Source organism: Acidobacteriota bacterium (assembly GCA_016716715.1).
Taxonomy (GTDB): Bacteria; Acidobacteriota; Thermoanaerobaculia; order UBA5066; family UBA5066; genus Fen-183.
In genome coordinates, this window is record JADJVE010000006.1 from 70,688 (window position 1) to 82,213 (window position 11,526).

Consider the following 11,526-nt stretch of genomic DNA (forward strand, 5'->3'; position numbering starts at 1 on the left):
TCTAGTGGCTCGCTTTCGCGGCCGCATCCAGCACCCTCTCGTGAAGGTCGACGACGGCGCGGCGCGTGAGGTTCTCCCGCGCGTACGCGCGTCCCCGCGCCCCCATGGCGTCGCGTTCCGCGGGCGCGAGTCCTTTCAGCGTGCGGATCGCGCCCGCGAGGGCCTTGGGATCCTCCGGCGGAACCGCGAGGCCCGCGCCGACGCCGGAGACGAGGCGGTCCGCCGCGCCCCCCGTCGCCGAGAGAACGGGCCGCGCCGCCGCGAGGTACGCATACGTCTTCGACGGGACGACGAATTCGGCGAGAGTCGAAGCCTTCAGCGTCACGACGAGCGCGTCCGCCGCGGCCATGAGCGCGGGCATCTCGTCCCGCGGCCTTCGGCCGAGGAACACGAGCGCGTCCGCGCACTCGACGGACCGCGCGAGCGCTTCGAGTCGCTCCCGGTCCGATCCGTCGCCCGCCAGCGCGATCCTCACGCCTGTGCCTCGCAGCTCGCGCGCGGCGAGGACGAGCGTCCCGAGATCCTGGACGACGCCGAGATTCCCGGTGAAGAGAACGACGAACGTCCCGTCTCCACCAAGCTCGTGGCGCGCCGCCTCCCGTCGCACCGCGGAGACCGGCTCGAACTCGGCGTCCTCCACCCAGCCCGGCGTCACAGTCAGACGCGCCTCGTCCACGCCCTTTGCAACGAGATTCGCCTTCGCGCCATCGGTGACGACCAGGATGTGATCCGCCTGCGCGTATACGAATCGCTCCACCGCTTCCAGGAGCCGCAACACCCAGCGCCGGCGAACGAAACCCGAGGCTTCCACGCTCTCGGGCCAGACGTCCTGCACGTCGTAGACGAACGGAATGCCCCGCCAGCGAGCGATCAGCCACGCCGCGATGCCCACCGTGAGCGGCGGGTGCCAGACGTAGACGACGTCCGCCTCGGACGCGAGAAGCGCCGCGAACGGCGCGGAGAGCATGAACGACCCGTAGTTGAGGATTCGTCCGAGAGCGCTCTTTCCATGGTACGGCCAGAGGTATCCACGGACGACCTCCACGCCGCCCCGTTGCTCGCGGCGGAACGGGGCGAGCGCGTAACCGGAATAGACGGAGCTCCCCGGGTAATGCGGAAAGCCCGTCACGACGGTGACGCGGTGCCCGCGCGCACGAAGCTCGCCGGCGAGAGCGCCGGGCTTCGGGATCGGCTCGGGGTCGAAATACTGCGTGAGAACGAGCAGGCGGAATGGTTCCGCCTGCCGCGGAGCGCTCACCGATGAGATCTCAGGCTCAGCCGGCCGACGACGAGTTTCGCGACCGTGTCCGAGACACCCGCCGCGAGGTACTCGGGCGGCGGATCCCACCGGCGCGGCGAAAGAAGCGCCGCCCCGAGGGCGCGGACGACGTCTTCCGCTCTTGCGCCCGCGAGCACGTTGCTGCCGCATTCGAGCGTCTCGGGCCTCTCCGTCACGTCGCGCACGGTGACGGCCGGCCGGCCCAGGATCGCGCATTCCTCCTGCACCGTGCCGCTGTCGGAGAGCACGGCCCTCGCAGACTTCTCGAGCCGCACGAAATCGAAGAAGCCCAGCGGCTCGAGAAGCGTGAGCCGCTCGGCGCGGCCGGACAATCCGTGCGCGGCGAGGCGGTCGCGCGTCCGCGGATGGACGCTCGCGACGACGGGGATCCGCAGGGACTCGCCCGCGGCAACGAGAGCCTCGATGAGCGCAGCGAGACGATCCGTGTCGTCCACGTTCTCCGCGCGGTGGAAGGTCGCGAGGAGAAACTCCCCGGGCGCGAGAGCGAGCCGCGCGAGGACGTCCGATCCGTCGATCTGCGGAGCGTAGTGCTCGAGAACTTCGAAGATCGGGTTGCCGACCACGAAGATCCTCTCGCGCTCGATCCCTTCCCGCACCAGGTTCTCCATGGAACGCCGCGTGTACGGAAGGAGGATCGTGCTCGCGTGGTCGATGAGCCGGCGGTTCAGCTCTTCGGGAACCCGGTCGTCGTAGCAGCGATTCCCCGCCTCCAGGTGGAGTACCGGAATCCGGCGCCGCGCCGCGGGAATCGCAGCGAGGCCGCTGTTCGTGTCGCCGAGGATCACGACGCGGTCCGGCTGGAATTCCGCGAGGAGAGCGTCGACGCCCGCGACGACGCGCCCGACCTGTTCGGCGAAGCTCGCGGAGCCGATGCCGAGACGATGATCCGGCTCGCGCACGCCGAGCTCGCGAAAGAAGACATCGCTGAGGCCGGGGTCCGAATTCTGGCCCGTGTGAACCAGGCGGTGCTCGGAGAGCGCATCGATCGCCGGAATGATCCTGCTGAGCCGGATGATTTCGGGCCGCGTCCCGAGGACCGTCAGGACCCTCACCGCAGCAGCTCTCCGTCGCCCGCGGCGACCTGCCCGGGCAGGAGGCCGTTCTTCTCGAGGAGCGCGCGCGTCTCGTCGAGAGTCATCGGCGACGTCTCCGAGCTGTACTCCGACCGGAAGACGGCGGGCTCCCCGGTCTCCGTCTCGAGCTCCGGGAGCATCGCGCGGATCGCCACCCAGCGTCCGCGAGCTCCGGTGCGCGGCGCCTCTTCCTCGCTCACGAGGATCTCGTGGAGCTTCTCCCCCGGCCGGATGCCCGTGACGGACAGCGGGATCTTCCTCTCGCCCACGAGGGCGCGGACGACGTCCACGATTCGCGCGGAGGGAGCCCGGGGGATCCACGTTTCGCCGCGGCGCGCCGCACGGATCGCGTCGAATACGGTGTCGACCGCGTCGTCGAGGGTGAGGAGAAACCGGGTCATCTCCTCGCACGTGATCGTGACCGGGCCGCCCGCCCGAATCTGCTCGTGGAAGAGAGGGATCACCGAGCCGCGCGAGGCGAGGACGTTGCCGTACCTCACGCAGACGAAGCGCGTCGCCGGCGCGCGCAGGTTGCCCTGGATGAAGATGCGTTCCTGGAGTGCCTTCGTGAGCCCCATCGTGTTCACGGGCTTGCACGCCTTGTCCGTCGAGACGCCCACGACGACCGCCACCGGCGTCTTGACGCGCTCGAGAATCGACACGATGTTCTCCGCCCCGCCCACGTTCGTGCGGACGGCCTCGTAGGGGAAGTACTCGCACGTCGGCACCTGCTTGAGCGCCGCGGCGTTGATCACGACGTCGGCGGAGAGGAGCGCCCCCGTGAGCGTGCCCGGGTCGCGCACGTCGCCGATCCGGAACTCCAGGCGCTGCTGGAAATTCCGGAAGATGACCTCGTCGGTCGCCGCGCGCCGGTTCTGCGCGGCAACCCGCATCTCGTGCTGCTTCGCCTCGTCGCGCGAGAAGACGATGATCTTCTCCGGCAGCCCCTCGCCGCCCCGGAGGAGGCGCGCGACGAGACTCTTCCCGAGGGATCCCGTTCCGCCGGTCACGAGGACCCTCTTGCCTTCGAAAAGACTCACGTTGCTCTCCAGTGATCGTACGCCACACCGTCCGCCGCCAGCTCGGCGATCATCGCGGGCCAGCCGGGCGCCCGCCACCCCGCCGCCTCCTCGAATCGCGTCCCGTCAAGGCTCCGGTCGACGGCGAGCCGCGGGTCGGGCTCGATCTCGACGGGCTTTCGGTATGCGTCTCGAAAGTGAGTCAGGAGATCCCGCTTGGAGATCCGCGGCCCCGCGACGTGGTAAAGGCCGCGCAGGGACGCCGACGCTGCCGCGAGCGCCGCGAGGACCCGGGCGAGCTCGAGCGTCGTGACTCCCGAGAAGAACGCGCCGGTGAACCCGGGCACCGCGGGGCCGGGCTGCGCGAGGAACCACTCGAGGAGCGAGGAAGCGCCGGTGAGCTGGCGGCCCACGATCGACGTGCGGACCGTCAGGACGTCGCCGTCCGTGAGCTCGCCGAGGGCTTTCGAGCGTCCGTAGAGATCCCGCGCGTCGCAGAGATCGTCCTCGCGGTATCCGCCGCGCGCGCCCGAGAAGACGCAGTCCGTGCTCACGTGCAGGACCCGCCCCCCGAAACTCCGCGCCATTCGGGCGAGCGCGTGCGGAAAGAGCGCGTTGACGGCGACGGATACTTCCGCGTCGGCCGCCTCCGGGCGCTGTTTCACGACCCCCACGCAGTTCACGATGACGCGCGGCCGGTAGGACGCGAGGAGTCGCTCGACGGAGGCGAGGTCGCGCGCGTCGAACCCCCAGCTCACGGACCCGGGCGGCAGGAGCTCCCCGAGGGCGGCGGAGGGGCCTTCGCACACGCCCCGGGCCGCCGCCCGGACGACCGCGCCGGCCCGAGCGAACTCGAGGGCGACGCGGTGACCGAGCATCCCGGTCGCGCCCAGGACGAGAATCTCCGGACGGCGCGTCGATTCAGAAGACACTCGACCGATTCTCACACGCGCCCGAGCGCGCCGCGGAAAAGGGAACGGTGGTGCTCGATCGCACCGGTGCGGTCCCCGACGGCCTCGGCCCATTTCCGCGCCCGGGCCGAGCGACGGGCCCACTCCGCCGCGCCCTCGTCCACCGCGCACTGGAGCGCCTCCGTGATGGCCCGTCCGTCGGCGGGGTCGACGACCCAGCCGGCGCCCGCATCGCCGGCGCCCCTGAACGGCGTGTCGTCTCCCAGAATCGCGGGGCACCCGGCGGAGAGCGCTTCCGCGATCACCTGCCCGAAGTTCTCGCCCCACGTCGGGAACAGAAAAGCGTCGTGCTCCTCGAAGACGCGCCGGACGTCCTCGTGCGCCACCGGTCCGCGGAAGGAAACGCGCACGTTTCCGGGCAGGCCGGCCGCGATCTCCTCGCACGCGCGCCGGTACCCCGCGTCCTCGGCCGGGCCGACGACCGAGACGTCGATCTCGCCGCGGACGCCCGCCAGAGCCCGGAGCGCGCCGTCCAGATTCTTCTTCGGGGAGATGCGCGAGAGGAAAACGGCCGAGAGCTTTCCAGCGCGCTTCGCCGGCCTTTCCGCGGGCGCGGAGGCGCCCGTCCGGCGGCCGAACGGCAGCGCGACGCCCACGACCGCCCCCGGAAACCACCTCCGGATCTCGCCCGCCTCCGCGTCCGTGGACGCGTGCCAACGCACTTCTTCATGGAGCCCTGCGGCCCGAGCGACCTTGAGAAAGAGGCGTTTGCGGCCGCCCCGGATCGCGAGAGCGCCGCTTCCGAGTTCGCCGCGCGGCGCGAGGACGATGGGTACGCGCCGCGCGAGGCCGAGGCGCACGAGAGCCGCCGGCCGGATCGAGAAGCGCCGCGAGAAGAGACTGTTGATGTAGATGGCGTCGTGCCACGGATCGGCGAGAAGCGCTGCGAGACGCGACCGGAACTCGCCGTGCCGAACATAGACGACGGGCGTCCCGTTCACGAGGGTCCACTCGCCCGGCCTGATTCCGGGATACGCCTCGCGGTCTCCGAGATCCCGATCCGAGGTCGCGATCCGGAACTCGAACTCGTCGCCGAGTTCCTCCACGAGCGCCGCGACGCTCTGCACCGGCCCTCCCGCCTTTTCGCCGGGAAGGAAATGCTGCAGCAGCACGAGGATGCGGGGCCGGTCCGCCATCAGCGTTTCCCGAGGGTTGCGCGCTCGAGCCGCGGCAGGACTCTTTCCTCGCCGTACTCCTCCATTACGGACGCGTGCAGCTCCGCTGGATCGCGCGCCGGCAGCTCGCCGCGAAGGAAGGCTTCGAGGATCTCCTCCAGAGCCCCGGACGTAACGTCCCGCGCGAGCCACCGGGCCTCGAAGCGTCCGACGACCTCGGGAATCGCACCGGCCGGCGTCGCAAGGCACGGGCGCCCGGACGCCATCGCCTCGAGAGCGATGAGGCCGAAGCACTCGAGCTCCGCCGTCGGCAGGACGAACGCGTCCGCCGCGGCATACCAGGCGGGCAGGCTGTCCACGGCGAGGCGGCCGGCGAAGGTGACGGCGCCGCCCAGGCCCTCGTCCATGGCCTGCGATTCGAGCGATTCGCGCAACGGGCCCTCGCCGGCGACGACGAGATGGAGCGCGCGCCCCCCGCGGACGAGACGCCCGCAGGCCCCGAGGAGGAGGTCGACGCCCATCCGCGGCACGAGGCGGCGCAACGTGAAGAGAACGGGCCGGTCGGCAGGAAGGCCGAGCTGCCGGAGAAGCGTGGCTCGATCGGCGGCCGGGCGGAACCGGGCGTCCACCCATCCCGGCACGACCCGAATCCGGTCCGCGGCCGCGTCCCCGTGGGCCTCCCGCACGAGGCGGCGCGTGAACTCGGACTCCGCCGTCAGATTCTGGCTCGACTCGAGGACCCGAGCCTCGATCCGGTGGAGGAGCGTTCCTGAGATTCCGAGGCGCAGGCGTTCCATCGCCCCCCGTCCGCGGCCGGACGCGCGGAACTCGTGACGCACCGGCGAGTGCAGCGAGTACGACGTGATCGCGCGACCGCCGTAGAGCTCGAGCGCCGCGACGTGCGGCAGGAGCGCGTGGCCGTGCACGGCGTCGGCGTCCGGGCCCACGTGCCGGAGGAGCACGTCCTTCGCGGCCTCCTGGTGCACACGAGAGCGGCGCGGGTCGAAGGCACTGAATTGCCGAAGGCGGTAGCGCAGGACATGGACACCGTCCACGTCCTCGCGCTCCGGGGCGCCGGGCCCTGCAGCCGGCGCGACGAGCCAGACGTCGTGGCCGCGCGCCGCCATCCAGCGGGCGTGGCCGCGCGCGAGCTGAGCGGCTCCCCCCGGCACGTCGGGGAACCAGTGGAGCGCCGGAACGACGACCTTCACGCGTTCTTCTCTCTCGTCTCTTCTCTTCAGCTTATATTGCGTCGTGGACCGCGCGATTCCGGATCCTTCGTCCGCGCCCTGGTTCCGGTCCGTCTGGCTCGCCGGATGTGTGGCGGCGATGGCGGGCGGGATCGCGGCCGCCAGCCACTTCTACCCGGACTCCGGCGCGTTCGTCGCGGGGCAGTCCCTCCTGCTCCTCGCCCTCGTCGCCGCGCTCGCCCTTCTCGCGCGGTTCCCGCTCGTCGACCCCGTGCAAGCGGCCGTCGCGTTCTTCTACCTGTGGTTCGGCCTGGGTCCCGTAGCCGTGCTCCTTCACGGCGTCGCGATCGACGCGCGGGACGCGTCGTGGGCGTCCGAGGCCCCGGGCGTTCCGTCGCTGCCGTTCGTGGCCGCCGGTCTCGTCCTGTTCGCGGCCGCGGGCCGGACCGCGCTCCTCGTCACGGGGCGACGCGGGCCCCGCGCCGGTTTCTTCGGCGCGGGCCAGGCCCGGTTCGACGTCGGGAGCCTCGCCTGGTTCGCCGCGATCGCGGCCGTCTGCTGGTCCGTCCTCTTCGTGCTGCCGCTCATCGGCGTGCAGGCGATCACGGCTCTCGACTATCTCGGCGGGACGCGAACCGAGATCTGGTGGGCCGGCGTCCTCCTCGCCGTTTCCGACATCGGGCTCTTCGCCTCCATCGTCGCGCTCGGCTCGCTCGTCTCGCCTGCCCTCAGGTCCTCGCGACTTCTTCCGGCGGCTGGAATCCTCGTTCTCGCCGCCCTCACGGCGCTCGCCGTCACGTCAGGGTCCAAGGGGCGGCTCCTGTATCCGATCGCGGTACTGGCCGTTTTCTGGACGGGCCGCCGCCAGCGCCCGCCGTGGCTGCTCGTGGGAGTCGGGGCTGCCGTGTTTCTCGTCGCCGTCGAGCCCTTCGTGATGACCGCGCGCAACGTCGTGCAGAGACGCGGCGCCACGACTCCCGCGGAGCGCATCGCGATCTTCGAGGAGGTCTTCAACGAGTCCCTCTTCGGCTCGGGTCTTCACGCCTACGGCGGGGACGAACGGGTCAAGGTGGACCGGCTGTTCCGCGGGATCTTTCCGGCGGCGGGCGAGGCCCTCCGGGGCGCCTCGGCGTTCGACGGCCGGTGGCACGGCGAGACCGTCGTGCGGGGACTGCTCGCCACCGTGCCGCGCGCGATCCTGCGCGACAAGCCCGACTCAGACGTCGGAAACTTCTTCTCGCGCGAGATCCTCCCCACGTGGCAGCCGTCGATGGCCACCGAGTACTTCAACAGCATCGCCCTCACGGTGCCGGTCGAGTTCGCCGCGAACTGGGGGTGGATCGGGGGGCTCCTGGCCTTCGCCGGCCTCGGGGCGCTCTGGGGCGCCCTGTCCGGAATCTTCCTCGGTCCCTCACCGGCCCGGCACCCTCTGTGCCCGTTCTTCGTCCTTCTTTCGATGAACCTCGAGATGCCGTTCGGAGCCTTCCTCGCGACGCTCCGCAACCTCGTCTTCACGGTCCTCGCCGTTGCACTCGTGTGGCTCGTCAGGGGCCGCCGGCTCTGAGACCCCGCGGCGGCCCGGCCGCCCCCGCCGAAGCCTTGAAAACCGCCCGGGGAATGGGTATAGGATGCGGACAAACACGGAACGAGTCTCTATACGAATCGGGCGGGATCACCCGCTCACAGGAGAAAGTAACCATGGTCGGACGTCGACACGGCTGGCCCGCCCTTCCTCTTCTCGTCCTTCTCGCCGTCGCGGCGATCGCGGGCCCGCCCGCTGCAGCCGCGACGTTCCCGGCGGACGCGCCGTCGCTCGGCGCGATTCCGGACGCAGCGGCTGGCGGCCCGGCCGCCTGGGGCGCCGCGCGGAACGTGACGTTCACCGTCAGTGGAATGAGCGGCACGCTGTCCGCCGTGAGCCTCTCGATCAACGCGAGCCACACGTTCGTGGGCGACCTCGACGTCGTTCTCACGTCGCCCGGGGGCGTGCGATCCCTCGTGATCTTCAGCAGGACGGGCGCCACGGCGGTGGGAAGTTTCGGAGACAGCAGCAACCTGAGCGCCGCGAACACGCTCGTGTTCGTGGACACGGCTTCGACGAACTTGTGGACCACGGCCGCGGGGGGGGACACGAATTTCGCGATGCCGGCCGACAACTATCGAACGACGCTGGCCGGCCCCCAGACGATTCCGGCGGCGGCTACCAGCCTCAACACGGCGTTCGGCGGCCTGACCGCACCCCAGACGAACGGCACGTGGACGCTCGCCTTCCGCGACGGCGGATCGGGCGACACGGGCTCCGTGACGGCGGCGTCGCTGACGCTGACGTCCACGATCTCCGTCGCCAAGCCCGTGGACTTCACGGGTGACGGCAAGTCGGACTTCTCGATCGTCCGCAACACCGGCGGCGGCTCGACCGGAGCCGTCACGTGGTGGACCGGGGACGCCGCGTCCGCCGCTTTTTCGACGCAGGTCTGGGGCATCGCGACGGACTTTTTCGTGCCGGGTGACTACGACGGCGACGGCAAGATCGACGTCGCGATCTGGCGGCCCGGCCCCGCCGGGACCGCCGCTTTCTGGATCCTGCCGAGCTCCACAGGCATCGCCTACTCCGTCCAGTTCGGCCAGACCGGCGACGACCCGAAGGTCATCGGCGACTACGACGGCGACGGCAAGTGCGACCCGGCCGTCTACCGCGCCGGCGCGACCGCGGGCGCCCAGAGCACGTGGTACTACAAGAGCAGCCTGACGGGCCTCGTCGTCGCGGTGCCGTGGGGACAGAACGGCGACTTCCCTGCCCCCGGCGACTACGACGGCGACGGCAAGTTCGACTTCGCGATCCAGAGGAACGGCGGCGGCGGGCAGGCCGTCTTCTGGATCAAGCAGACCACCGCCGGAATCACGAACGTCCCCTTCGGCACCCCGACCGACGTCATCGTCCCGGGCGACTACGACGGCGACGGCAAGACCGACCTCGCGGTCGTCCGCGGCTCCGGCGGCGGGATCGTGTGGTGGATCCGCCGCAGCTCCGACCTCGTCATCACGAACCAGACCTTCGGAGCCTCCGCCACGGACTTTCCGACCCAGGGCGACTACGACGGCGACGGCAAGACGGACATCGGCATCTGGCGCCCGAGCGCGACGCCGGGCCAGACCGCTTTCTGGGTGAACAAGTCCTCAGGCGGCGTCCTCATCCGCCAGTGGGGCCAGAACGGCGACTACCCCGTCGCCAACTTCAACGCGCACTGATTCGACCAGCGACTGAAGGAGCCATCGAATGTTCAAGAACCTCAAACGAACGCTTCTCTCACTGGCGGTCCTCCTCGCCGTCTTCGGGGTCGCCCGGCCTGCGACCTCCGCGACGTTCCCGGCGAATGCGCCGTCGCTCGGCGCGATCCCGGATGGCACTGCAGGGACCCCGCCCGCCTACGGTGCCGCGCGAGACGTCACGTTCACGGTCAGCGGAATGATCGGTTCGCCCACAGCGTTGAGCGTCTCGCTCAACGCGACCCACACGTGGCTCGGCGACCTCGAGGTGACGCTCATCGCCCCGAACGGCGCGAACCTGCTCCTGTTCGCACGGACCGGCGCGACGACGGCTACCGGCGTCGGCGACAGCAGCGACCTCGCCGGCGCGAACACGCTCGTGTTCGTGGATACGGCCACCACGAACTGGTGGACCGCGGCTGCGACGGCGACTGCGGCGGTCGCCATGCCGGCCGACAACTACCGAACGACCGCGGCGGGCGGGGCCGGGCAAGTGAACCCGGCGCCCGTCACGAGCCTGAACACGGCCTTCGCGGGCGTTTCCAACGTGAACGGCACGTGGACGCTCCGGTTCCGCGACGGCGCCTCTTCGGATACAGGTTCCGTGACGGCGGCGTCGCTGACGCTCACGACGGGCATCGGGCACGCGAAGCACGTCGACTTCACGGGTGACGGCAGGTCGGACTTCGCGATCGTCCGGCCCACGGGAGGCGCGGGTACGTGGTGGATCGGGGACGCCGCGTCGTCCTCGTTCACGACGCTGGTCTTCGGGGCTACGGCGACCGACTTCTTCGTTCCCGCCGACTACGACGGCGACGGCAAGGTCGACGCCGCGATCTGGCGGCCCGGCCCCGCCGGAACCGCGGCCTTCTGGATCCTGCCGAGCTCCACCGGCATCGCCTATTCCGTGCAGTTCGGACAGACCAACGACGAAGCGACCGTCGTCGCCGACTACGACGGCGACGGCAAGGCCGACCCGGCCGTCTACCGCCCCGGCGCGACCGTAGGCGCTCAGAGCACCTGGTACTACAAGAGCAGCCTCACCGGACTCGTCGTCGCGGTGCCGTGGGGCGTGAACGGCGACTTCCCCGTCCCGGGCGACTACGACGGCGACGGCAAGGCCGACTTTGCGGTCCAGCGCGACGTCGTCGGGCAGGGGGTCTTCTGGATCAAGCAGAGCACGGCCGGCGTCGTGAGCGTGGCCTGGGGCCTCGGGTCGGACTTCACCGTCCCCGGCGACTACGACGGCGACGGCAAGACGGACGTCGCCGTCTCCCGGACCGTCTCGGGCGCGAGGCAATACTGGATTCGCCGCAGCTCGGATCTCGGGACGACTTTCCAGAACTGGGGCATCACGGGTGACCTCCGCGTCCCGGGCGACTACGACGGCGACGGCAAGACCGACTTCGCGATCTGGCGCCCCAGCGCGACGCCGGGCCAGACCGCGTTCTGGGTAAATCTGTCTACCGGCGGTGTCCTCATCCGCCAGTGGGGACAGGGGGGAGTGTCGTCCGACTACCCCGTAGCCGCCTGGATCGTGCACTGACGACCCGGGGGGCGGCGCCAGCGCGCCGCCCCCCTTCTTCTTTCC

The 11,526-nt window shown here is 70.7% G+C and carries 9 protein-coding genes; 3 read left to right on the forward strand and 6 right to left on the reverse strand.

What is annotated here, in order from left to right; all coding sequences use genetic code 11:
* Window position 1 precedes the first annotated feature (1 nt).
* Genes IPL89_10920 through IPL89_10945 form a run of 6 tightly spaced genes read right to left on the reverse strand, consistent with a single transcriptional unit; the run spans window position 2 to window position 6,689 of the window.
* On the reverse strand, window positions 2-1,258 hold the full coding sequence (locus IPL89_10920; GenBank protein MBK9063688.1) for a glycosyltransferase family 4 protein: 1,257 nt from the start codon (window positions 1,256-1,258) through the stop codon (window positions 2-4).
* Window positions 1,255-2,352, reverse strand: a complete 1,098-nt coding sequence (gene wecB / locus IPL89_10925; GenBank protein MBK9063689.1) for a UDP-N-acetylglucosamine 2-epimerase (non-hydrolyzing) — start codon at window positions 2,350-2,352, stop codon at window positions 1,255-1,257. Before wecB ends, IPL89_10920 begins: the two co-directional genes overlap by 4 nt.
* Window positions 2,349-3,413 (reverse strand): polysaccharide biosynthesis protein, encoded by a 1,065-nt coding sequence (locus IPL89_10930; GenBank protein MBK9063690.1) that lies wholly within the window; start codon window positions 3,411-3,413, stop codon window positions 2,349-2,351. Before IPL89_10930 ends, wecB begins: the two co-directional genes overlap by 4 nt.
* On the reverse strand, window positions 3,410-4,324 hold the full coding sequence (locus IPL89_10935) for an SDR family oxidoreductase (protein ID MBK9063691.1): 915 nt from the start codon (window positions 4,322-4,324) through the stop codon (window positions 3,410-3,412). The genes IPL89_10930 and IPL89_10935 overlap by 4 nt, the downstream gene beginning before the upstream one ends.
* 11 nt (window positions 4,325-4,335) lie before the next feature.
* Window positions 4,336-5,499 (reverse strand): glycosyltransferase, encoded by a 1,164-nt coding sequence (locus tag IPL89_10940; GenBank protein ID MBK9063692.1) that lies wholly within the window; start codon window positions 5,497-5,499, stop codon window positions 4,336-4,338.
* On the reverse strand, window positions 5,499-6,689 hold the full coding sequence (locus tag IPL89_10945) for a glycosyltransferase family 4 protein (protein ID MBK9063693.1): 1,191 nt from the start codon (window positions 6,687-6,689) through the stop codon (window positions 5,499-5,501). Before IPL89_10945 ends, IPL89_10940 begins: the two co-directional genes overlap by 1 nt.
* A 43-nt stretch (window positions 6,690-6,732) precedes the next feature.
* Here IPL89_10945 and IPL89_10950 point away from each other — a divergent pair, with 43 nt between their 5' ends.
* From IPL89_10950 to IPL89_10960, 3 genes are all read left to right on the forward strand, one after another.
* Window positions 6,733-8,232: a hypothetical protein gene (locus IPL89_10950; GenBank protein ID MBK9063694.1), complete on the forward strand. Its 1,500-nt coding sequence runs from the start codon at window positions 6,733-6,735 to the stop codon at window positions 8,230-8,232.
* A 134-nt stretch (window positions 8,233-8,366) separates the two neighbouring features.
* Complete coding sequence (locus IPL89_10955; protein MBK9063695.1) at window positions 8,367-9,917, forward strand: VCBS repeat-containing protein; 1,551 nt, start codon at window positions 8,367-8,369, stop codon at window positions 9,915-9,917.
* 28 nt (window positions 9,918-9,945) lie between these two features.
* The gene (locus IPL89_10960; GenBank protein ID MBK9063696.1) at window positions 9,946-11,481 is read left to right on the forward strand and encodes a proprotein convertase P-domain-containing protein; all 1,536 of its coding nucleotides are present in this window, start codon (window positions 9,946-9,948) and stop codon (window positions 11,479-11,481) included.
* Window positions 11,482-11,526 lie beyond the last annotated feature (45 nt).